This window comes from Aeromonas sp. ASNIH7, assembly GCF_002903485.1.
GTDB lineage: Bacteria > Pseudomonadota > Gammaproteobacteria > Enterobacterales > Aeromonadaceae > Aeromonas > Aeromonas caviae.
The window spans coordinates 1,358,106-1,378,330 of record NZ_CP026226.1 but is presented as its reverse complement, the minus strand read 5'-3'; the positions used below and the strand labels follow the sequence as shown (position 1 = coordinate 1,378,330).

Sequence of the window (20,225 nt, the reverse complement as noted above, 5' to 3'; positions counted from 1 at the left end):
ACGATGAACAAGACACTGGGCGACAGCTTCCACTTCGAGCGAGCCGGATTGCGGCTCAAGAACCGGGCCGTGCTGGCCCCTTTGACCCACAACATGAGCGGTGCAGGCGGTGATCCCGGCCAGGCCGAGCTCGACTGGCTGGCGCGCTGCGCCCGTGGCGGCTTCGGCCTGCTCATCGCCGCCGCCACCCAGGTGCAGCCCGGCGGGCGCTGCTGGGCGGGGCAGCCTGCCCTGATGACGGACGCTCAGCAGCAGGCCTTCACGGCCCTGGCCGACAGTGCGCGGCAGGCCGGGGCGCTGGCGGTGGTGCAACTGCATCACGGCGGGATGCGGGCTCTGCCCGAGCTGAACGACGGGGCGCCGGTCGGCCCGTGCGCGCTGGCGCCGGGCGGGCGTTACCCCCTCGGGGTCAAGGGGCTGAGCGAGGCGGAGATTCTGACGCTCATTGACGCCTTTGTGAGCGCTGCCGAACGGGCCCATGGCGCCGGCCTGCACGGGATCGAGCTGCACGCAGCCCACCACTTCCTGCTCTGCAACTTCCTCAACCCCCTGCACAACCTGCGCACCGACCGCTGGGGGGGCAGCCTCGCCAACCGGGCGCGGATCCTGGTGGAGATAGTGCGCGGCATTCGCGCCCGTCTACCTCGGGGCTTCCTGGTCGGGGTGCGTCTCTCCCCCGAGAGCTATGCCCATATCCAGGGCATCGAACTGGCCCATCAGCTGGCGGTGGCGCGCCTGCTGGCGGACGAGGGGATCGACTACCTGCACTTCTCCATGGGGGACAGCTTCAAGGCGGTGGCGGGGGATCCCGACGGCGGCGCCCTGCTGGAGGCGGTAAGGGTCGGGTTGGCCGGGCGGGTGCCGCTCATGGTGGCGGGCAAGATTAGCGACGCAGATTCGGCGGAGCGGGCTCTGGCCGGCGGCGCCGATCTGGTGGCGGTGGGCACGGCGGCCCTTGGCAATCCGGACTGGATGGAACGGGTGAGCCGCGGCCTGCCTCTGCATGCAGCCCCTTTCACGGCGGCGCACCTCACGGAGGTTGGCTTCACCCCAAGCGCCCTCGACTACCTGGCCAGCATGGGGGTGCTGGCCCCGCGCGATGCGGCATGAGGGCTTTCATGAACGGTATGCGCTCGGCAGGCTGTTGAGCTGATGTGACAAGGCCCTCGTGAAGAGGGCCTTGTGCGTGTCAGGCGCCGAGAGGGAGCAGGTCGGCGTAGTCGTCGAGCGCCGGGAAGTGCTGGAAGGTGAGCGGCGGCATCTGGCTGTCGGGGTGACGGATGCCGAGCTGGTGGGCGATGCCGAACTCGGCCGAGGCGGCCAGGATCCGCTCGCTGTCATCCACGAAGAGGGTGCGGGCCGGGTCGAACGCCAGCCGCTCGGCCAGTGCCTGCCAGCAGTGCTGGCTCTCCTTCGACCACCCGAGCTCATGGGTGCTCACCATCAGATCTAGGTGCTGGGCGAGGCCGAGGCGTGCATCCTTCACCGACAGACTGGCGGGATGGGCATTGGTGAAGAGTACCACCTGCTTGCCGGCGGCCTTGAGTGCGGCCAGGAAGGGAATGACGTTGGGGCGCCACTGGATCTTCTCCAGGATCTCCTGTTTGAGGGCGCGGATGTCGAGCCCGAGCGTCCGGGTCCAGTAATCCACGCAGTACCAGTCGAGGGTGCCGTTGACCGCATGATAGTGGGTGTCTATCTGCGCCTTCGCCTCGGCCAGCGGCAGGCCGAGTCGCTCGGCGTAGCGCGCCGGCACCAGGGTTTGCCACAGGTGGCTGTCAAAATGGAGATCGATCAGGGTGCCATCCATGTCGAGCAACACGGTATCAATCTGGTGCCAGGGCAGGGGAGTCGACATGGGGCCTCGCGATGTCTGTGGTGATGGGAAAAACGGGGCGCATTATAACGGATTTTTCAGGCATCTTTCCCCTCTTTGCCCCGTGGTGTTCGGCAGGGGAGTCGTTTACTCTTGAAACACGATTTTTTAACGAGCAGTCAGCCCCCGATGAGCGATCCCCACAAGCGCAATCCCGTCCACCTCAGTGTCGAGACCATGGCCCATGACAAGAGCAAGCCGGAGATCCTCAAGGCCGAGATCGTGGCCGAGAGCCGGTTGTTCAAAGTGGAGTCCCTTCACCTGAAATTCTCCAACGGCGAGGAGCGGGTCTACGAGCGGATGCGCGGCGGCAACCGGGGGGCCGTCATGGTGGTGCCCCTGTTCGATGCCCACACCCTGCTGCTGGTGCGCGAGTACGCGGCGGGCACCCACTCCTACGAGCTGGGTTTCCCCAAGGGATTGATAGACCCCGGTGAAAATGCCTTCGAGGCGGGCAACCGGGAGCTGATGGAGGAGGCGGGCTTCGGGGCGAGCAGCCTGACCCTGCTCAAGCAGGTGTCGCTGGCGCCGGGGTATTTCTCCAGCCGGATGGACATCTTGCTGGCGCGGGATCTCTACCCCGAGCAGCGGGTCGGTGACGAGCCCGAGCCTCTCGAGGTGATCCCCTGGCCCCTCAACCGGATCGACGAGTTGCTGGCACGACCGGACTTCACCGAGTCGCGCAGCATCAGTGCCCTGCTGCTGGCCAGCAAATGGCTGGCGGAGCAGGGAAATTAGCCCGCAGAGGGTCTGTTTGGTAATCAGAGGCAGAGGTAAGCACCATGCAGGAGTTGTTGGCCTGGATACCCGAGGTCAAGGAGATCGCCCGTGAGGCGGGCAGGATCCTTCACGAGATCTATCGCGGCGGTCAGTTCGAACGCCAGTTGAAGGAGGATGCGACCCCGGTCACCAGTGCCGATCTTGCTGCCGATGCCTACCTCAAACAGGCGCTGGCAGCGCTCACTCCCCATGTCCCCGTGCTGACCGAAGAGGCGGCCGACATCCCCTTCAGCCAGCGTGCGAACTGGCGCCAGTACTGGCTGGTGGACCCGCTGGACGGCACTGGCGAGTTCATCGCAGGCAGCGGCGATTTCGCCACCCTGATCGCCCTGGTGCGGGACAATGTCCCGGTGCTCGGGGTCATCTATGCCCCCGAATCCGATCTGCTCTACTGGGCGGTGCGTGGTCACGGCGCCTTCAAGGAGGCGAACGGCGAGAGCCGTCCCATCAGCGCCATCCATCATGAACACGATCAGCCTGACTCCCTGGTGGTGGCCATCAGCCGCCGCCAGAAACTGGAGAACCTGACCCGTCGCCTCAACCCGGCCATCCACTACGAGCTGATCCCGCTCGGCTCCAGCTCCCTCAAGTCCTGTCTGGTAGCGGAAGGCGTGGCGGATTGCTACGTGCGCCTGGGCCCCACCGGGGAGTGGGATACCGCTGCCGCCCAGTGCATCGTGGAGGCGGCAGGGGGCCGCATCCTCAGCCTGGCGCTGCAACCGCTGAGCTACAACGAGACTGAGTCGCTGGAGAACCCGGACTTCATCGTGATGGGGGACCCGGATCTCGCCTGGGGACGCATTCTGGCCCACTGACGGGTCGACCAGCTCGCAGGGAATGCAATCAGGCGACCATAGGGTCGCCTGATTGCATTGGTGTGATCCACTGGCTGGTTACGGGGATTTTAGGGAGATTCGCTAGTGATGGCGATAACGGCAGTGGATCATCACATCCAATCTGGCTGCACTGGCATAAATTTCAGTAAATTCTGAAAACATGCATTTCATCGAAACAAAAAATCGACGTCGATTTTGATTTTGGTTTTATATTCCTAACTTTTGGTTAATGTCAGGATTAATTGAATAATCCGGGGTGAAATTTCCTCCCAATCTCACTGGTGGAACAGGGCTTTGCCAGTGAGATCTGCCAGTCTCCCTTTTTGAGAATTAAATGCTAAAGGAGCACAATATTTTTAGATTTTAATACTACGTAGAAGTGATTTATCGATGAGTTTATCTGCAGACGTCTCACGGGAGCTGTCCGGTTCCCCCTCCACCATGGCCAGCACCGGCTGGCGTCGCCACGACACCCATTGGGTCATCAGCCTGTTCGGCACCGCCGTCGGCGCCGGCATTCTGTTCCTGCCCATCAACCTGGGTCTGGGGGGGATCTGGCCCCTCGTCATCGTCGCCGTGCTGGCCGGTCCCATGACCTTCTTGGCCCACCGCGGGCTGGCGCGTTTCGTGCTCTCGTCGTCGCGTCCCCAGGCCGACTTCACCGAGGTGGCCGAGGAGCACTTCGGCAAGATGGCCGGGCGCCTCATCTCGGCGCTCTATTTCCTCTCCATCTTCCCGATCCTGCTCATCTACGGCGTCGGGCTGACCAACACGGTGGAGAGCTTCATGGTCAATCAGCTCGGCCTGGCCTCCCCGGATCGGGTGATGCTCTCCGGCGTGCTGGTGTTCGCCATGATCGCCGTGATGCTGGCCGGCGAGAAGGCGATGCTGCGGGCCTTCGCCGTCATGGTCTACCCGCTGGCTGCGATCCTGCTGGCCCTCTCCTGCTACCTCATTCCCCAGTGGCAGTGGCCGGAAGTGACCGCCTTTGAAGGCGCCAGCTTCCTCAACACCGTCTGGCTGGCGCTGCCGGTCACCGTGTTCGCCTTCAGCCACGCCGCCGCCATCTCGGGCTTTGCCAACGTGCAGCGCCGGGAATACGGGGAGCAGGCCGAAACCAAGAGCGGCCTGATCCTGCGCAACACCACCGTCATGCTGGTGGGCTTCGTGCTCTTCTTCGTCTTCTCCTGCGTGCTGAGCCTCTCCCCGGCCCAGCTGGCCGAGGCCAAGGCCCAGAACGTCTCCGTGCTCTCCTATCTCGCCAACATCACCGACAACCCGGTGATCGTGACCCTGGGGCCGCTCATCGCCTTCATCGCCATCAGCTCCTCCTTCCTCGGCCACTTCCTCGGTGCCCGCGAGAGCCTGAAAAGCCTGATCGCCAAGCCCACCGGCCTGCCGCTGGCGAAGGCGGACAAGCTCGGCATCGCCCTGATGTTCTTCGCCATCTGGGGCGCCGCCATCATCAACCCGGGCATTCTGGGGTTGATGGAGACCCTCTCCGGCCCCGTCATCGCCATGATCCTCTTCATCATGCCGGTGGTGGCCATCTACAAGGTGGAGGCGCTGGCCCGTTTCCGTCACCGTTGGGTCAACGGCTTCATCCTGCTGACCGGTGCCCTGGCGGTTTCGGCCCTGCTGTTCAGCCTGCTGAAATAAGCCAGGCCGTCAGCATCAAACAAGAGAGGCGACCCCGGGGGTCGCCTCTCTTGCTTCTGCTTTCTGGTTGCCTTGCCGTGTCTCACCCCAGCTTGGCGCCATTCTCCACCGCCTGCTCGGGGATGGCGATCACCACGGCGCCATCCGGGCGATAGAAGCCGGTCAGCAGAAACTCCGACTGGATGGGGCCTATCTGCTTGGGGGGAAAGTTCACCACGGCGACGATCTGGCGGCCCACCAGATCCTCCGGTCGATAGAGGTCGGTGATCTGGGCGCTGCTCTTGCGCACCCCGATCTCGGGGCCGAAATCCGCCCACACCTTGTAGGCGGGGCGGCGCGCCTCGGGGAAGGGCTCGACCCGCACCAGGGTGCCCACCCTGAGCTCCACCATCTCGAAATCCTGCCAGCTTATGGTCTGCATCTTGGCTCCTCGTTGCTCATACCTTGCATGAGCCTCAGCATGCCTCGAATGCCCGGGGATTGTCTTCGGCAAAGAGCCGACCGATTACGGCAGGCGGCCGTTTTGCTGGCGCCAGAGGGAAGGGGTCAGTCCGGTCTCGGCCAGGAAACGCTCGGCAAAGGCCCCCTGGTTCTGGTAGCCGCAGCGGCTGGCCACCTCGCCTATGGGCAGGGCGGTCTGGGCCAGCAGGGTGCGGGCCAGCGCCATGCGCCGCATCCTGAGGTAGTGGGAGACGCTCGTGCCCACCTGCTGGCGAAAGGCGTGTTTGAACTGGCTCAGGCCGAGGCAGGCGATGGCGGCGAGTTCCTCGTTGGTGAGGGGGTCTGCGAGGTGGGCTTCCATATGACGCTGCACCTTGGCGATACGAGGGGCTATGCGGGGAGCGACGGCGGGGCCCATGCCGCGTCCCTCGGTCAGCAGCCCGAGCCACACCTGATCCATGCCGGCCACGTAGCGCCCCTCGGCCACCATGCGGTGCAGGAAGGCGAGGTAGTGGCGCTGAGCCTCATCCAGCTCGACGAAGGGGTGGTCCCCCAGGGCTGCCGGCAGCCAGTGGCTCTCCTGCACCAGAAACACGTGCGCCGGGTCGGCGGCGTAGTCGTGGCGAAGGCCAGGGGCGATGATGCAGGCAAAACCGGGGGCGAGGCGACATCCCCGGCCCTGCACCTCGATCTCGAGGGGGCCGACGAGGGGGATCACCAGCTGGGCGTGGTCATGACTGTGGCTCTGTATGTCGCTCTGGTAGTGACGCAGGCTGAAGGGGGAGGTGGCAGATAAGCATGACGCGGCACCGGGCCGCGTCATTGAAAGGGATGCATCGTTTGCCATGGGCAGCCGCATTACTCGGCGTCGAAGTCTTCGATCTCTTTGCCAAGGGCTTCCATGATGGCGCGGGCCTCGGCGGGGACGCTGTCCGGATGATCCTTGCGCAGGTCGTCGTCACAGGGCAGCGGCTGGCCGGTGAAGGCGTGCAGGAAGGCTTCGCAGAGCAGCTCGCTGTTGGTCGCATGACGCAGGTTGTTCACCTGGCGACGGGTGCGCTCATCGGTCAACACCTTCAGCACCTTGAGCGGGATCGAGACGGTTATCTTCTTGACCTGTTCGCTCTTCTTGCCGTGCTCTGCATAGGGGCTGACGTAGTCGCCGTTCCACTCTGTACCCATGTTCCACCTGTAGTCGTTTGGCCGTGAGCGCGGATTTTAACCCTTAAGGAATTCAATGGCAATCCAACAGCAAAGCCATTTAGACGTCTAGAAGTGTTGACGGCTTTTTTAAGGTGGCGTAGTGTGGTGCACCATGGGCCGGCAGTCCGGCCAGCGAAAATGAGAGCGGGGCTGGACGACACGAGGCGGACCGGCTCCGGCAACCCATCAAGGAGAGTGACATGACCCACAAGGCCACCCTGGCGGTACGCACCGGGATTGAGACAGACACGCAGCACGGTGCCGTGGTGCCCCCCATCTACCTCTCCAGCAACTACACCTTTGCCGACTTTGGCGAGCCCCGTCAATACGACTATGCCCGTTCCGGCAACCCGACCCGCACCAATCTGGCGGACGCCCTGGCGGCCCTGGAAGGGGGAGCCGGCGCCGTGGTGACCGGCACCGGCATGGGGGCCGTTCACCTGGTGACCACGGCTCTGCTCAAGGCGGGGGATCTGCTGATCGCCCCCCACGACTGCTACGGCGGCACCTGGCGCCTGTTCGAGTATCTGGCGGCCAAGGGCCACTACCAGGTGCAGTTCGTGGATCAGGGAGACGAGGTGGCGCTGGCCGCCGCGCTGGCCCAGAAACCCGCACTGGTGTGGGTGGAGACCCCCTCCAACCCGCTGCTGCGGGTGGTGGACATCGCCGCCATCGCCGAGGCCTCCCACGGGGTGGGGGCCCAGGTGGTGGTGGACAACACCTTCCTCTCCCCCTTGCTGCAACAGCCTCTGGCCCTTGGTGCCGATGTGGTGGTCCACTCCACCACCAAGTACATCAACGGCCACTCCGACGTGGTAGGGGGTGTGGCGATCGCCAAGGATCAGGCTCTGGCCGACTCCCTGGTGTGGTGGGCCAACTGCCTGGGGCTCACCTCCGGTGCCTTTGACTCCTACCTCACCCTGCGGGGCCTGCGCACCCTGGCTCCGCGCCTGCGCACCCATCAGGAGAACACGGATCGCATCCTCGCCTTCTTGCAGCAGCAGCCGCTGGTCAAGCGGATCTATCACCCCAGCCTGCCGAGCCATCCGGGCCATGACATTGCGCGCCGTCAACAGTCCGGCTTTGGCGCCATGCTAAGTTTTGAGCTCGATTGCAACGAGACGGGGCTGCGCGCCTTCCTCGCGGGGCTGCGCCTCTTCTCGGTGGCGGAGTCCCTCGGCGGTGTGGAGAGTCTGGTGGCCCATCCGGCCAGCATGACCCACAGGGCCATGACCCCTGCGGCCCAGCAGGCGGCGGGTATCAGTGCCCAGTTGCTGCGCCTGTCGGTGGGGATCGAACACGGTGAGGATCTGGTGGCCGATCTGGCCCAGGGGTTTGAACAGGCGCAGTTGGCACAACAGGCAGAGCAGGTGAAGTAATGGAACAACAACAAGGAGAGTGTGTGGTGGCAACAGAGGCAGTCTTCAAGCGGCGCCATGTACACAAGTTCGGCGGCAGCAGCCTGGCGGATCCGGTCTGTTATCGCCGGGTCGCCAGCATCGTCGAGCAACAGGTGGGGGGCAACGAGCTGGTGGTGGTCTCCGCCGCAGGCAAGACCACCAACCGGCTGATCCAGCTGGTGGAGCTGGCGGAAGCGGGGGATGAGGCCGCAGGCGAAGCCATCACCGCCCTGCACGCCTATCAGCAGAGCCTGATCGACGGCCTGCTGGAAGGGGAACTTCACCTCGATCTGAGCCAGCAACTGACGGACGACATGCAGCTGATTGCCAAGACCCTGGAGGGGCAGTTTGACCGCTTCGAGCGCAACGGCCTGCTCGCCTTTGGCGAGGTGTGGTCCGCCCGCCTGCTGGCTGCCCTGCTCACCAGCCGGGGTGAGGTGGCCGCCTGGCTCGATGCTCGCAGTTTCCTGCGCGCAGAAGACGGCGCCCTCATCAAGGTGGATACCGCCCTCTCCAGCGAGCTGCTCAAGGCCCGCCTGGCCGAGCACGCCGGTCGCATCGTGGTGACCGGCTTCATCGCCGCCGACATGGAGGGGCGTTCCCTGCTGCTGGGGCGCAACGGCTCCGACTACAGTGCCAGCCTCCTGGCGGCGCTGGCGGACGGGGAGTCGACCACCATCTGGAGCGACGTGGCCGGGGTCTACAGTGCCGACCCGCGCCGGGTGAAAGAGGCTCGTCTGCTGGAGCGCCTGAGTCTGGCCGAGGCCAACGAGCTGGCGCGCCTGGGCTCCTCGGTGCTGCATTCGCGTACCCTGCAGCCGGTGGCCGACAGCCGCCAGCGCCTCACTCTGCGCTGCAGCTACAATCCGGACGAAGGCTGTACCCACATCCTGCGCCGTGCGCCCCGCTCCGGCGGTGCCCGCATCGTCTCCTCGGTGGATCAGATCGCTCTCATCGAGCTCAAGGTGTTGCCGCAGACGGACTTTGAGCAGACAGTGGCGGCCATCGAGGCCCATCTGGCCCGCCATCGCCTCCATCCGCTCACCCTGCAGCGCCAGCCGGATCGGCGGGTCCTGCGTCTGGCCTACACCCTGGAGGTGGCACAAGGGGCCTTCGAGGTGCTCCGTGACTTCCAGTTGCAGGGCAACTTTACCGGCCTCATCCAGAAGGAGGGGTTCAGCCTGGTCGCCCTGGTGGGGGCCGGCGTCACCGACAATGCCGAGCAGTGCCACCGTTTCTACCAGCTGCTGGCGGATCAGCCTCTGGAGTTCGTGCAGGTGGCCAAAGACGGCCTGAGCCTGGTGGCCGTGCTGCGCCAGATCGTGCTGGAGCCGCTGCTCATCGCTCTGCACAGTGCCCTGTTCAGCCGCCCGACCCGGGTCGGGCTGGTGGTGTTCGGCAAAGGCAATATCGGCGGTCACTGGCTGGGGCTCTATGCCCGCGAGAAGGCGCGCCTCGAGCATGAGCTCAATCTGGCGCTCACCCTCTACGGGGTCTTCGACTCCAAGGGCGGGCTGTTGGACGAAGAGGGGCTGGATCCCCTCAAGGTACAGGACAACTTCCATCCCAAGCCGCTCATCTGGCCGGAGCTGCTCTCCCAGCTGGAGCAGCACAGTTTTGACTCCCTGATCGCGCTCGACATGACCGCCAGCGAGACGGTGAGCCGCTACTACCCGGACTTTGCCCAGCTCGGCATCCACATCATCGCCGCCAACAAGTTTGCCGGTGCCGCCGACAGCGAGTTTTACCAGCGCATCAAGCAGACCTGCCGCGACCATCAGGTGCAGTGGCGCTACAACGCCACCGTGGGGGCCGGGCTGCCCATCCAGTCCAGCATCCAGATGCTGCGTCAGAGCGGTGACCGCATCCAGGGGGTCTCCGGCATCTTCTCCGGCACCCTCTCCTGGCTGTTCCAGCAGTATGACGGCACTCGCCCCTTCTCCGAACTGGTGGACGAGGCGTGGCAACACGGCCTGACCGAGCCGGATCCCCGGGAGGATCTCTCCGGTCAGGATGTGCGCCGCAAGCTGCTCATCCTGGCGCGGGAGGCGGGCTTCGAGCTCGACTCCGCCGACATCGAGCTGGAGAATCTGGTGCCTGTCACGCTGCGCAAGGTGACCGCCGATCAGTTCATGGACAGGCTCAAGGAGCTGGATGACCCTATCCAGACCGCCTTCGAGGGGGCGCGCCGGGTCGGCAAGGTGCTGCGTTATGTCGCCCGCTTCGAGCACGACGGCAAGGCCCGCGTCGGGCTGGAGGCGCTGGAGCCCCATCACCCGTTTGCCAACCTCTTGCCCTGCGACAACGTGTTCGCCATCGAGAGCGACAGCTATCGCACCAACCCCCTGGTGATCCAGGGGCCGGGAGCGGGCCGGGAAGTGACGGCCGCCGCCATCCAGTACGATCTCTGGCAGATCTGCGCCAGCCTCTGAGGCTGCGTGACACGATGCAATGAGAAGAGGCGCCCCAGGGCGCCTCTTCTGTTATCGGGTAGCGGAGTTACCAGAACAGCCGGCCCAGGAGGGGGGCGAGCAGCACGGTGGCCATGCCGGCGATCATCATCACCATGCTGGAGACCACCCCCTCCTCGTTGCCCATCTGATAGGCCCTGGCTGTCCCGGCCCCGTGGGCCGAGGCACCAAAGCCCGCGCCCTTGCCAAGGCGGCTGCGGATGGCGAGCACGGTGAGCACGCTTTCTCCCACCGCCATGCCGATGACGCCGGTCAGCACCACGAACAGGGCGGTGAGATCGGCGTTGCCACCCACGGAACGGGTCGCCTCCACCGCGAAGGGGGTGGTGATGGATCTCATGGCCATGCTGCGCTGCAACAGCTCGGAGAGGTTGAGCCAGCGGGCCAGCAGCACTGTGCTGCCCACCGCCATCACCACGGACGCCACGACCCCGACCGAGAGGGAGAGCCAGTGGCGGCGCATCAGCTGGCGATTCTCGTAGACGGGCACCGCGAAGGCGACGGTGGCAGGGCCCAGCAGCCAGAGCAGCCAGTGGGATTCGGCCATGTAGTCCCGGTAGGGAATGTGGAACAGCATCACCACGGCCACCAGCAGGGTGGGGGCCAGCAGCAGCGGCATCAGGGGCAGGATGCGCTTTTTGCCATAGAGCCACTTGCTGGCGTAGTAGAAGAGCAGGGTCAGGGCGAAGCAGAGCAGGCCGAGCAGGGTGTCAGACATGGCGGCGACTCCGGCGGGCCAGCTTCAGCTCGAGGCGATAGACCCTGTCCACCACCAGCGCCGTGGTGCCGAGCACCAGCACGGTGCTGACGATCAGGACCACCATGATGCGCCACCCCTCCTGCAGCAGCAGCTCCTGATAGTTGACCACGGCCACCACGGCGGGGACGAAGAAGAGCAGCATCTCCGCCAGCAGCCAGCGGGCCCCGGCACTGAACCACTGGGCCTTGACCACTCCGAGCAGGATGCAGACCAGCAGCAGCAACATGCCGGTGAGGTTGGCGGGCAGGGGCAGGTGCAAGGTGCGCACTGCGATGTCGGCCAGCAACCAGATGGCCGCCAGCAGGGCGATTTGGAAGGGGGTTTGCAACCAGCGAAGGCAGAGGGTTTTCATGGCAAGCGTCTTTCTGTGAACCTGCTCACAGTATAGAGAGGGACCAAACCTGCAAAAAATGAATTTAAATTATCAAACTCATGCCAAAGAGGCATGATTTAGCCAGCCATCCCCGTCAAGAGAGCATCATGGATATTCGAGCCCTGCGTTACTTCGTCGAGCTGGTGCGGGAGCAGAGCTTCACCCGCGCCTCCGAGAAGCTGTTCGTCACCCAGCCCACCATCAGCAAAATGATCCGCAACATGGAAGAGGAGCTGGGCCAGCCCCTGCTGAGCCGGGTCGGTCGCCGCTTCACCCTGACCGACAGCGGCCAGGTGCTGTTCAATCGGGCCCAGACCATCCTGGCGGAGATGCAGCAGCTGGAGGCGGAGCTGGCGGATCTGCAGAGCCTGCAATCCGGGCGTCTTGCCCTCGGCATCCCGCCCATGGTGGGCCATGTCTATGCGGATCTCATTCGTACCTATCGCAGCCGCTACCCCGGTGTGGAGCTCTCCATCGTCGAATATGGCGGGCGGCGCATCGAGCAGGCGGTGCTGGCGGGGGAGCTGGATCTCGCCATCACCATGCTGCCGACCAGGGAAGAGGGGGCTCTCTGCGCCCTGGATCTGGACAGTTACCCCATCCGGGTGGTGCTGCCGGACCTGCCCCGCTGGCGCGAGGGGGGCGAGATCCGGCTGGAGGCTCTGCGGGACGAACCCTTCCTGCTCTATACCCAGGCCTTCACCCTGAGCGAGCGGCTGGAGCAGGCCTGCGAGCAAGCCGGGTTCGTGCCCCAGGTGGCGGCCCGCAGCAGCCAGTGGGACTTTCTCACCGCCATGGTGCGAAGCGGCATGGGGGTCGCCTTCCTGCCGGAGCCCATCTGCCGGCGGCTGACGCCGGACGGGCTGGTGTTGCGCCCTCTGGCCCCGGCGCTGAGCTGGCGGCTCGGGGTGATCTGGCCAGGGGAGCGCTACCTCTCCCGCACCGCCGAGGCCTGGCTTGCCCTGTGCCGCGAACAGGGCTGAGGGGCGGGTCTGGGGTTAGGGGGTCCCCGGTGACGCCATGCCTGTGACGAAGCGGGCATAGGCTGCGGAGTGTCGCACCTCCTCAATCTCGTCCCATACCTGTTGGCTGAGATCGGGGTGGGCCTGATGGAAGGGGTGGGAGAAGATGAGGTAGTAGGGTTTTTCGACCAGGGGAGGGGTGATCCGCTCGAGTGTGGCCTGCAACTGCGGGTGGGCGGCCAGGGTCCGTTCTGCGACCCCGGTTTGCAGGGCGGCAGCAACGGCGCGCTGCATCGCGACCTTCTTGAGCAGGATCAGTGGTTCCCTGCTGGAGTCATCCACCCTGACACCGCTCTCCTGCAGCTGGGCGACGATGGAGAAGCCGGATTGCGCCGCAATGACGCCATGGGCGACGAGCTGCCGGCCATCCCAGCGAACCTGTCCGCCTTTTGGCTGGTAGAGGCTGTAGCTCTCGGTAAGCAGGCGCTTGGCGGGATCAGGTGCCCCGTGTCGCATGGGATAGACCCCTATGGTGCGAGCACGCTCTTCGCTGTAGCTCAGCTTGACGGCGGCATCGAGCTGGCCCTGGCTGACGAGGGAGAGGCAGCGTTTCCAGGGCAGGGGGGTGAGAATGATGGGATGCCCGAGCCGGTTTGCCACCTCCTTGAGGTGGAACTGCACTATCCCCTCGCCGGACATCAGCAACCAGGGAGGCGAATCACTGTTCTCCATGCAGGCACGAATGCTGCCGGGGGCGGCCATGACGCAGGTCGGCAGCAACCAAAGCAGCAGCGCCAGGCAGAGAGTGCGCAAGGGGAGCCTGCCTGACAGGGGAGAACCGGCGAGCCAGTCAGGGAGCGATGCCAAAGTCATCCCTCATCGGGTCATAGAGATAGGAGCGGTAGTCGGTGCTCTCGTCGGGCAACTGCGGGTTGGTCAGCCGGAAGATCTGGCGTGAATCGAGCCGGGCAAAGACCAGGGAAGGCTGGAAATGATGGCGCCAGAGGCGCTGCAGGGAGCCATCTTTCCAGGCCAGTTGCAGGCCGCGCAAAAGGCGCTCGCGCTCCTTGCTGTAGGTGGCGTGGCTATAGAGGGAGTGGATGAGCGGATAGAAGAGGGCGACATGGCTATCCACGGTCAGCCCCGGCAGGCCGGGTCTGTGGTTTTTCCACTCGCTCAATATCTCGTTGGCACCACGGCAGAAGAGATCGATCCGGCCACGGGCCACCAGGCGAAACAGTGACTCATAGTTATCCACCTCCTGCACTCTGAAGCCGTTGTAGCGCAGGATGTCGGCATCCCGCCAGCCTGTGCCCACCCCTTGCGTGAACTGCTGCAACTGGGACAGGGTGTGAACCCCGGCCAGGGCCTGGGCACGGGCGCTGCCGACAAAACAGACCCGGTAGCCGAGCACGCCCAGATCGATGGGGAAGGGGACCAGGGTGACGCCGGGTTGAGGGATCTCCTGGGGCCAGCTGTCGACGATGAAGAGGGCATTCTTGCCCGGCGTTTGCACTTCGAGCCGCATCCTCGCCTTGTTCATCCTGATGGCGTCGAGCAGTTCATAGTCGCCGTAATCGGGCCGTGTTTTCTCCAGCGCCAGCCTCATCGCCGCCCGGTAATAATTCATGCGGACATCCTGTTGGGTTTCCCCGGTGATCAGGGTGAAGCGGGTGGCCGCCATCGTGAGGGACGGGAGGGAGAGGGCGAGCAAAAGGAGCAGGATTCGATGCATCTTGACCGGGTTCGGCAACGGGATTGTGCCCAGTATAGACGGGCCATTCCCGTCGACACAGCGCTATCAGGCTCTGGCAGATCTGACCTCTTGAGAAGGGGGTCATGCGGATTTCATCAAGAGACCCAGGCGACGACAGAGTTGGCGCAGCGTCTGGTTGTCGAGGCAGCCAAAGCCGAGCAGCCACCCTTCCAGCGTCGGCGGGCCCAGGTAGAACTGGCCCAGATGGCGCAGCCCCAGCCCGCAGGCGTTGGCGGCATCGGTCCAGCGCGCCTCGCCACCGGGGGGCAGCAGCACGGCGCACTGCAGGCCGGCGCCGCTGTGGATGGGAGTGAGCACCGGGCAGTGCTCGGCCAGTTCCGCCAGCAGCAGATCCCGTCTGCTCTGGTAGAGGAGGCGGCTCTGGCGCAGGTGGGTGGCGAAGTGCCCGCCCCGGATGAAGTCTGCCGTGACCGCTTGCTGCAACTGGTTGCTGTGGCCGTCGACGGCGGCCCGGGCGCGGCAGAAGGAGTCCATCAGCGGCCTGGGCAGCACCAGGTAGGCGAGGCGCAGCGAGCCGAACAGCACCTTGCTGAAGGTGCCCACATAGATCACCCGCCCCTGGCCGTCGAGTCCCTGCAGGGCGGGCAGGGGACGCTGATCATACTGGTACTCCCCGTCGTAATCGTCCTCCAGGATCCAGGCGCCGTGACGCTCTGCCTCGGCCAGCAGCGCCATGCGGCGGGGCAGGCTCATGGGGACGCCAAGGGGGTACTGGTGTGCCGGGGTGCAATAGATGAGGCGCGGCGCAGGATGATCCCCATGAGGGTTGAGTCCCTCTTCATCCACCGGCACCGGATGCACCCGGGCACCGGCGCTCTCCATGGCGGTGCGAGCCCCGGGATAACCGGGGTCTTCCACCCAGACGGTGTCACCGGCATCGATGAGCAACTGGGTCGCCAGCAGGATCCCCTGCTGGGAGCTGGTGAGGATCAGGATCTGATCCGGCTCGCACACCACGCCGCGTGACTGCACCAGATAGCTGCTGATGGCGGCGCGAAGTTCCCCAAGCCCCTGGGGATCCCCGTAGTTCATCCAGTCGCTGGCGCGCTGGCGCCACTGTTGCTGCATCAGCCGACCCCAGAGTGCCTGGGGGAAGAGACGGGGATCCGGCTGGCTGGAAGCAAAGGTGGTGCCCACCTCGGGCACGTCGTGACAGGCGCCACCCAGGGCCATCTCCTGGCCGCGGCGGGAGAGGCCAGCCGCTGACTGGGGCGGGCGCGGCGCGGGGCGCACCGCCGCCAGGGCGACAAAGCTGCCGGCGCCCACCTTGCGCACCAGATACCCCTCCGCCTCGAGCCGGCCATAGGCCAGTTCCACCGTGCTGCGGGAGATCCCGAGATCCCGGGCCAGGAGACGGCTGGCGGGCAGGCGGCTGTGCAGGGGCAGGTGGCCCGCCAGGATGGCCTCGCGCAGGGTACGCACCAGTTGTTCGTGCAGGGGCAGATCCCCTTGCTGCTGGCTGGCGAAGAGCGTTGGCAGAACGGTCATGATGCGCTCCCGTTGGCGGGGGGGTTGCGCCTCTTTCGAGGCAGGGATCCTGCCCGCAGGGCATGGCGCGGCTGTGGGGCTGGCGACCGACGGGCAGAGCGGGTGGGGTGGATGGTCATGGTGGCGGCCCGATGAAATTGGTCTGCCCATATTGGCAAAATTGGTCGGCGTGGCAAGGCCATTTTGTCGCTACATTGGTGGTCACAGGGTGGCGCCAGCAGGCGGCACGGATTGGCAACACAAGGAGTCTGCATGTCGGAATACAGTGCCACCATCAGTTGGCAGCGGGGGGAGCATGAGCCCTTCGTCGATCAGCGTTACAGCCGGGCCCATGAGTGGGCGTTTGATGGCGGGGTCAGGGTGCCGGCCTCCTCCTCTCCCCATGTGGTGCCGCTGCCTTACTCGGTGGCGGAACATGTGGACCCGGAAGAGGCGCTTGTGGCGGCCCTGTCCAGTTGCCACATGCTCACCTTCCTCTGGCTGGCGGCGAAGGCGGGCTATCGGGTAGAGAGCTACCGGGACGAAGCGGTCGGCATCATGGCGAAAAACGGGCAAGGTCGCCTCGCCATGACCCGGGTCACCCTGCGTCCCAGGGTGATCTTCGGGGGAGAGCAGGAGCCCGCCCTGGCGGATCTGGAGCAGTTGCACCACCAGGCCCATGAGGAGTGCTTCATCGCCAACTCGGTCACCACCGTCGTCACCACAGAGATCGTCATCTAGTCATCAGGAGCGTTCAGGATGAGTCATGTATTGAGCACAGGGGTGGCAGGGGCCGCCGAAGCCAGCGCCTTTTTCGAGGCCCAGCTGAAGTTTCGTACCGATCCGGCGGATCTGGCCGCCGATCTGCTGGCCGGGGCGGCGGGGATCGTGGTCATCGATACCCGCTCCCCCGCACACTATGCCGAGGGGCACATTCCCGGCGCCATCTCCTTCCCCCACAGGACCATGACGGCGTCGACCACGGCGGTACTGGACCGGAACCTGGTGTATGTCTGCTATTGCGACGGCATCGGCTGCAACGGTTCGACCCAGGGGGCCTACAAGCTGGCGTCCCTCGGGTTTGAGGTCAAGGAGTTGATAGGGGGTCTGCACTGGTGGCGTCAGGACGGTTTCGCCGTCGCCACGGGCAGCGAGCCCGGAGTACTGCTGGGAGGGGGAATTGCCTGTGCCTGTTGAACGTTGCAATGAGGGGGGCGACGCCTCCCTGTCCGGCGCCGCCCTTTTCAACGACTTTGGGCAGCCTCTGGGGCGTGCACTGCCAGAATGGCGCGGCGCCGAGTTCCCTCCCCACCGCGCCCTGCATGGCTGGGGCTGTCGTCTCGAGCCCCTTGATCCCGAGCGCCACCTGGGGGATCTGTGGCAGGCATTCAGTGCCGACAGCGGGGCCATGTGGACTTACCTGACCAGCGGCCCTTTCGCGGACGAGGCCGCCATGGGGGTCTGGCTGCGGGAGGTCGCCACCAAGCGGGATCCCCAGTTCTACGCCATCGTGGACGAGGCGAGCGGCAAGGCGCTGGGACTGGCGAGCTACCTGCGCATCGACCCCCTGGCGGGCAGCATAGAGGTGGGCTGGCTTCACTTCTCCCCCGCCATGCAGCAGTCACGGCTGGCGACGGCGGCCATGGTGTTGATGATGGCCAATGCCTTTGCTCTGGGATACCGTCGCTACGAGTGGAAGTGCAATGCCCTGAACCTGCCTTCGCGCCAGGCGGCCCTGCGCCTGGGCTTTCACTATGAGGGGACCTTCCGTCAGGCGCGGGTGGACAAGAGACACAACCGGGATACGGCCTGGTTCTCCGTCATCGACAGCGAGTGGCCCGCCCTGAAAGGGTGCTTCGAGCGCTGGCTGGAGGACGGCAATTTCGACCATGCCGGGCGTCAGCGTCGCCGACTCTCCGAACTGACCGCCGCCTGCCGCTCTGCGGCGTGTTGAGGGCGACAGATCACCCGCGGGGACGGGGCGGTTTCCGGTGCCGGGGCTTTGGGTATCCTTCGCACACAAGGCGCCAGATCCGACATCCAGACGCAAGAGGCGCCAGTCATGGCGCCTCTTTTGTTTGTTCAGTCGTGATGATCGCCGATGGGGGCCGCAATCCAGTTCATCAGCCGGACCATGTCCCCGGGGGCCACGCCGACCGAGAGCCCCCGCTTGCCACCGCTCACCAGGATCTCGTCGAAGGCCATGGCAGAGTCGTCCAGCACGGTGGGCAGCAGCTTCTTCTGGGCCAGGGGACTGATGCCGCCCACCTTGTAGCCGGTCAGCTTTTCGGCTTCCGCCGGCTTCATCATCTCCACCTTCTTGAGCCCGGTTGCCTTGGCGAGCTGCTTGAGGCTGCACATGCCCGAGGAGGGCACGATGGCCACCACCGCCTGCTTGTCGTGATGGGCGAGCAGGGTCTTGAACACCTGCGCCTGGGGCAGACCCAACTGGGTGGCGGCATGCTTGCCGAAGTCGTCGTGGGCTTCACACTCGTAGGGGTAGAGCCTGTGGGGGATCTTGAGCTTTTTCAGCAAGTTGATGGCGGGTGTCATGGGGTCTCCTCGAACCGTGGCAAGGCCAGACAGTCTGCGCCCGGGAGCCGGATGTGGCAAGAACCAGTCTTCACACCCAATCGGGGCCTGTGTTAGCGTAACCGGGTGCCGGATCCTATGATTTGGGCACTTGTCCCCGCATTCCAATGCAATGCGCCGGCGATCGAAAGGAATCGTAGCCATGAATACCACAGCACTTTGCGCTCGCGATATCGACGCGGTGGATCGATATGAGACCCTCGCCAGGCTGACCGCCCTTGATCGGGCCTATGGCATGGTCGAGTTCGATCTCGATGGTCGCATGGTCTCGGTCAATCCCCTGTTTTGCGACATGCTGGGTTATCCCCCCGAAGCGCTGGTGGGCCAGTCCCATCTCATGCTCTTGCCGCCGGATCTGCAGGCCGAGCATGATCTCTTCTGGCAGAGAGTATTGGGTGGCGAGATCCAGTCGGGGGAGTTTCGCCGGGTCAGGCAAGGTGGCAACCCCCTCTGGCTCCATGCCACCTACATGCCCGTGACCGACGAGGCAGGCATCCTGCTGGGGGTGGTCAAGCTGGCGCACGACATTACCTCGGCTGTGATGGCCAAGCAGCGGGTCGAGCAGCAGAGCCAGCTGTTTGACATCGTGGTGGCCGCTCACCAGAGTTTTCTGCTCGATCGCAATCTCGGCTCCGCCTGCGACACCGTCTTCGAGCGGCTGCTGAGCGTGAGCGAAAGCTCCTATGGTTTCATCGGCATCATCCAGTACGAGGATGGTTGTCCCAGTCTCTATGTCCCCTCCATCTCCAATGTCTCCTGGGACGAGGCGACCCATGCCTGGTATGAGCAGCAGCGCCAGAGCCGGGGCGGGCTCATCTTCAGCAAGCTCGACAACCTGTTTGGGCACGTGGTGACCCACAATACCCTGGTGTGCTGCAACGATCTGCCGAGCCATCCAGCCAGTCGCGGTGTCTCCCCCCGTGGTCATCCGCACCTGGAGAGCTTCCTCGGCATTCCCATCCGCCACAAGGGAGAGGCGATCGGCATGATCGCCCTGGCCAACCGCCCGGGTGGTTTTGACGAGACCCATGTCAGCCTGCTCGAGCCCCTCACCACGGCCCTTGGCACCCTTATCCACGCCCGCAACCTGGAGGACGAACGCAGCCGCATGGAGCGGGTGCTGCGCTTCAACGCCGAGCACGATTTCTTGACCAAGCTGCCCAACCGCAGCAGCTTTTTCCAGCAGGCAAACGTGTTGCTGGATCACGTCCAGCACCATCCCGCCGAAGGGGAGGCCTGCTGCCTGGCCTTGATAGATATCGACTTCTTCAAGCAAATCAATGATGTATATGGACACCTTGCCGGAGATGCCGTGTTGGCGTCGCTGGCGGGGCTCCTGATGCAGGCGGTACGCAGTAAGGATCTGGTGGCGCGATTTGGCGGGGAGGAGTTCATCCTGCTGCTGCGGGGCACGACCCTGGAGGAGGCCCACATCATCATGGAGCGCATCCGGCGCCAGGTGGAGCAGCACACCTTCCTGTACCAGCACCAGGCGATCACCGTCACCATCAGCGTGGGGCTCACGCCCTATCAGATGAGTTACAGGCGTATGGATGACTGGCTTCAGTGCGTGGATCAGCGACTTTACGAGGCAAAACGTCGTGGTCGCAACCAGGTCTCCTGATGAG

Annotated in this window: 21 protein-coding genes; 11 read left to right on the top strand and 10 right to left on the bottom strand. The window is 64.8% G+C overall.

Going from position 1 to position 20,225, the window contains the following annotated elements; genetic code table 11:
* The first annotated feature begins 3 nt into the window (after positions 1-3).
* Positions 4-1,110 carry an oxidoreductase gene (locus C2U47_RS06305; protein WP_103261512.1) on the top strand — a complete coding sequence of 369 codons (1,107 nt, stop codon included), beginning with the start codon at positions 4-6 and terminating at the stop codon, positions 1,108-1,110.
* Between the two features lie 79 nt (positions 1,111-1,189).
* Here the strand turns inward: C2U47_RS06305 and yrfG are convergent, their stop codons facing one another.
* Positions 1,190-1,858, bottom strand: a complete 669-nt coding sequence (gene yrfG / locus C2U47_RS06300; protein ID WP_041211711.1) for a GMP/IMP nucleotidase — start codon at positions 1,856-1,858, stop codon at positions 1,190-1,192.
* Between the two features lie 147 nt (positions 1,859-2,005).
* Here yrfG and nudE point away from each other — a divergent pair, with 147 nt between their 5' ends.
* The 3 genes from nudE (at position 2,006) to C2U47_RS06285 (ending at position 5,151) form a co-directional block, all read left to right on the top strand.
* The gene (gene nudE, locus C2U47_RS06295) at positions 2,006-2,614 is read left to right on the top strand and encodes an ADP compounds hydrolase NudE (protein ID WP_039040577.1); all 609 of its coding nucleotides are present in this window, start codon (positions 2,006-2,008) and stop codon (positions 2,612-2,614) included.
* 44 nt (positions 2,615-2,658) lie between these two features.
* Complete coding sequence (gene cysQ, locus C2U47_RS06290) at positions 2,659-3,471, top strand: 3'(2'),5'-bisphosphate nucleotidase CysQ (protein ID WP_010675709.1); 813 nt, start codon at positions 2,659-2,661, stop codon at positions 3,469-3,471.
* A 411-nt stretch (positions 3,472-3,882) separates the two neighbouring features.
* On the top strand, positions 3,883-5,151 hold the full coding sequence (locus tag C2U47_RS06285; RefSeq protein WP_103261511.1) for an aromatic amino acid transport family protein: 1,269 nt from the start codon (positions 3,883-3,885) through the stop codon (positions 5,149-5,151).
* A gap of 82 nt (positions 5,152-5,233) precedes the next feature.
* Here C2U47_RS06285 and C2U47_RS06280 read toward each other — a convergent pair whose 3' ends face one another.
* The 3 genes from C2U47_RS06280 to metJ form a co-directional block, all read right to left on the bottom strand.
* Entirely contained in the window at positions 5,234-5,572 is a 339-nt protein-coding gene (locus C2U47_RS06280; protein ID WP_103261510.1) for a tRNA-binding protein, read from the bottom strand.
* An 84-nt stretch (positions 5,573-5,656) separates the two neighbouring features.
* Positions 5,657-6,415 carry an AraC family transcriptional regulator gene (locus C2U47_RS06275; RefSeq protein ID WP_103261946.1) on the bottom strand — a complete coding sequence of 253 codons (759 nt, stop codon included), beginning with the start codon at positions 6,413-6,415 and terminating at the stop codon, positions 5,657-5,659.
* Positions 6,416-6,450: 35 nt separating this feature from the next.
* Entirely contained in the window at positions 6,451-6,774 is a 324-nt protein-coding gene (gene metJ / locus C2U47_RS06270; protein WP_005327165.1) for a met regulon transcriptional regulator MetJ, read from the bottom strand.
* Between the two features lie 221 nt (positions 6,775-6,995).
* Here metJ and metB point away from each other — a divergent pair, with 221 nt between their 5' ends.
* Both metB and C2U47_RS06260 read left to right on the top strand, forming a co-directional pair.
* Positions 6,996-8,174 carry a cystathionine gamma-synthase gene (metB, locus tag C2U47_RS06265; protein ID WP_010675705.1) on the top strand — a complete coding sequence of 393 codons (1,179 nt, stop codon included), beginning with the start codon at positions 6,996-6,998 and terminating at the stop codon, positions 8,172-8,174.
* On the top strand, positions 8,174-10,627 hold the full coding sequence (locus C2U47_RS06260) for a bifunctional aspartate kinase/homoserine dehydrogenase II (protein ID WP_048208473.1): 2,454 nt from the start codon (positions 8,174-8,176) through the stop codon (positions 10,625-10,627). Before metB ends, C2U47_RS06260 begins: the two co-directional genes overlap by 1 nt.
* Before the next feature lie 67 nt (positions 10,628-10,694).
* Here the strand turns inward: C2U47_RS06260 and C2U47_RS06255 are convergent, their stop codons facing one another.
* Together C2U47_RS06255 and C2U47_RS06250 are read right to left on the bottom strand one after the other, a co-directional pair.
* On the bottom strand, positions 10,695-11,384 hold the full coding sequence (locus C2U47_RS06255; RefSeq protein ID WP_010675703.1) for an LrgB family protein: 690 nt from the start codon (positions 11,382-11,384) through the stop codon (positions 10,695-10,697).
* Positions 11,377-11,778 (bottom strand): CidA/LrgA family protein, encoded by a 402-nt coding sequence (locus tag C2U47_RS06250; RefSeq protein ID WP_039040574.1) that lies wholly within the window; start codon positions 11,776-11,778, stop codon positions 11,377-11,379. Before C2U47_RS06250 ends, C2U47_RS06255 begins: the two co-directional genes overlap by 8 nt.
* Before the next feature lie 128 nt (positions 11,779-11,906).
* Here C2U47_RS06250 and C2U47_RS06245 point away from each other — a divergent pair, with 128 nt between their 5' ends.
* Positions 11,907-12,782, top strand: coding sequence for a LysR family transcriptional regulator (locus tag C2U47_RS06245; protein ID WP_043152791.1), 876 nt, complete (start codon positions 11,907-11,909; stop codon positions 12,780-12,782).
* A 15-nt stretch (positions 12,783-12,797) separates the two neighbouring features.
* Here the strand turns inward: C2U47_RS06245 and C2U47_RS06240 are convergent, their stop codons facing one another.
* The 3 genes from C2U47_RS06240 to pdxR form a co-directional block, all read right to left on the bottom strand.
* Positions 12,798-13,574 (bottom strand): substrate-binding periplasmic protein, encoded by a 777-nt coding sequence (locus C2U47_RS06240; RefSeq protein ID WP_043152789.1) that lies wholly within the window; start codon positions 13,572-13,574, stop codon positions 12,798-12,800.
* 37 nt (positions 13,575-13,611) lie between these two features.
* Complete coding sequence (locus tag C2U47_RS06235; RefSeq protein WP_043152958.1) at positions 13,612-14,496, bottom strand: hypothetical protein; 885 nt, start codon at positions 14,494-14,496, stop codon at positions 13,612-13,614.
* Between the two features lie 102 nt (positions 14,497-14,598).
* Positions 14,599-16,026: a MocR-like pyridoxine biosynthesis transcription factor PdxR gene (gene pdxR, locus C2U47_RS06230; RefSeq protein WP_043152787.1), complete on the bottom strand. Its 1,428-nt coding sequence runs from the start codon at positions 16,024-16,026 to the stop codon at positions 14,599-14,601.
* Positions 16,027-16,278: 252 nt separating this feature from the next.
* Here pdxR and C2U47_RS06225 point away from each other — a divergent pair, with 252 nt between their 5' ends.
* From C2U47_RS06225 to C2U47_RS06215, 3 genes are read left to right on the top strand one after another with little or no spacing between them, the layout of a single operon-like run.
* A complete protein-coding gene (locus C2U47_RS06225; protein WP_043152784.1) occupies positions 16,279-16,746 on the top strand; it encodes an OsmC family protein in 468 nt (155 codons plus the stop codon).
* Positions 16,747-16,764: 18 nt separating this feature from the next.
* The gene (locus C2U47_RS06220) at positions 16,765-17,202 is read left to right on the top strand and encodes a rhodanese-like domain-containing protein (protein WP_103261509.1); all 438 of its coding nucleotides are present in this window, start codon (positions 16,765-16,767) and stop codon (positions 17,200-17,202) included.
* 28 nt (positions 17,203-17,230) lie between these two features.
* Positions 17,231-17,959 (top strand): GNAT family N-acetyltransferase, encoded by a 729-nt coding sequence (locus C2U47_RS06215; RefSeq protein ID WP_043152956.1) that lies wholly within the window; start codon positions 17,231-17,233, stop codon positions 17,957-17,959.
* A 128-nt stretch (positions 17,960-18,087) separates the two neighbouring features.
* Here the strand turns inward: C2U47_RS06215 and ybaK are convergent, their stop codons facing one another.
* A complete protein-coding gene (gene ybaK / locus C2U47_RS06210; protein WP_043152781.1) occupies positions 18,088-18,558 on the bottom strand; it encodes a Cys-tRNA(Pro) deacylase in 471 nt (156 codons plus the stop codon).
* Between the two features lie 181 nt (positions 18,559-18,739).
* On the opposite strand from ybaK, the gene C2U47_RS06205 reads away from it, so the two are divergent.
* Positions 18,740-20,221, top strand: coding sequence for a GGDEF domain-containing protein (locus C2U47_RS06205; RefSeq protein ID WP_043152779.1), 1,482 nt, complete (start codon positions 18,740-18,742; stop codon positions 20,219-20,221).
* Positions 20,222-20,225: the final 4 nt, after the last annotated feature.

Bases quoted from the DNA above. Each gene is read 5' to 3' on its own strand.
- pdxR (WP_043152787.1), bottom strand. From the start codon at position 16,026: ATGACCGTTCTGCCAACGCTCTTCGCCAGCCAGCAGCAAGGGGATCTG.
- C2U47_RS06235 (WP_043152958.1), bottom strand. From the start codon at position 14,496: ATGCATCGAATCCTGCTCCTTTTGCTCGCCCTCTCCCTCCCGTCCCTC.
- C2U47_RS06255 (WP_010675703.1), bottom strand. From the start codon at position 11,384: ATGTCTGACACCCTGCTCGGCCTGCTCTGCTTCGCCCTGACCCTGCTC.
- C2U47_RS06220 (WP_103261509.1), top strand. From the start codon at position 16,765: ATGAGTCATGTATTGAGCACAGGGGTGGCAGGGGCCGCCGAAGCCAGC.
- C2U47_RS06260 (WP_048208473.1), top strand. From the start codon at position 8,174: ATGGAACAACAACAAGGAGAGTGTGTGGTGGCAACAGAGGCAGTCTTC.
- C2U47_RS06205 (WP_043152779.1), top strand. From the start codon at position 18,740: ATGAATACCACAGCACTTTGCGCTCGCGATATCGACGCGGTGGATCGA.
- ybaK (WP_043152781.1), bottom strand. From the start codon at position 18,558: ATGACACCCGCCATCAACTTGCTGAAAAAGCTCAAGATCCCCCACAGG.
- C2U47_RS06285 (WP_103261511.1), top strand. From the start codon at position 3,883: ATGAGTTTATCTGCAGACGTCTCACGGGAGCTGTCCGGTTCCCCCTCC.
- metJ (WP_005327165.1), bottom strand. From the start codon at position 6,774: ATGGGTACAGAGTGGAACGGCGACTACGTCAGCCCCTATGCAGAGCAC.
- C2U47_RS06280 (WP_103261510.1), bottom strand. From the start codon at position 5,572: ATGCAGACCATAAGCTGGCAGGATTTCGAGATGGTGGAGCTCAGGGTG.
- C2U47_RS06275 (WP_103261946.1), bottom strand. From the start codon at position 6,415: ATGACGCGGCCCGGTGCCGCGTCATGCTTATCTGCCACCTCCCCCTTC.
- cysQ (WP_010675709.1), top strand. From the start codon at position 2,659: ATGCAGGAGTTGTTGGCCTGGATACCCGAGGTCAAGGAGATCGCCCGT.
- nudE (WP_039040577.1), top strand. From the start codon at position 2,006: ATGAGCGATCCCCACAAGCGCAATCCCGTCCACCTCAGTGTCGAGACC.
- C2U47_RS06250 (WP_039040574.1), bottom strand. From the start codon at position 11,778: ATGAAAACCCTCTGCCTTCGCTGGTTGCAAACCCCCTTCCAAATCGCC.
- C2U47_RS06305 (WP_103261512.1), top strand. From the start codon at position 4: ATGAACAAGACACTGGGCGACAGCTTCCACTTCGAGCGAGCCGGATTG.
- metB (WP_010675705.1), top strand. From the start codon at position 6,996: ATGACCCACAAGGCCACCCTGGCGGTACGCACCGGGATTGAGACAGAC.
- C2U47_RS06245 (WP_043152791.1), top strand. From the start codon at position 11,907: ATGGATATTCGAGCCCTGCGTTACTTCGTCGAGCTGGTGCGGGAGCAG.
- C2U47_RS06225 (WP_043152784.1), top strand. From the start codon at position 16,279: ATGTCGGAATACAGTGCCACCATCAGTTGGCAGCGGGGGGAGCATGAG.
- yrfG (WP_041211711.1), bottom strand. From the start codon at position 1,858: ATGTCGACTCCCCTGCCCTGGCACCAGATTGATACCGTGTTGCTCGAC.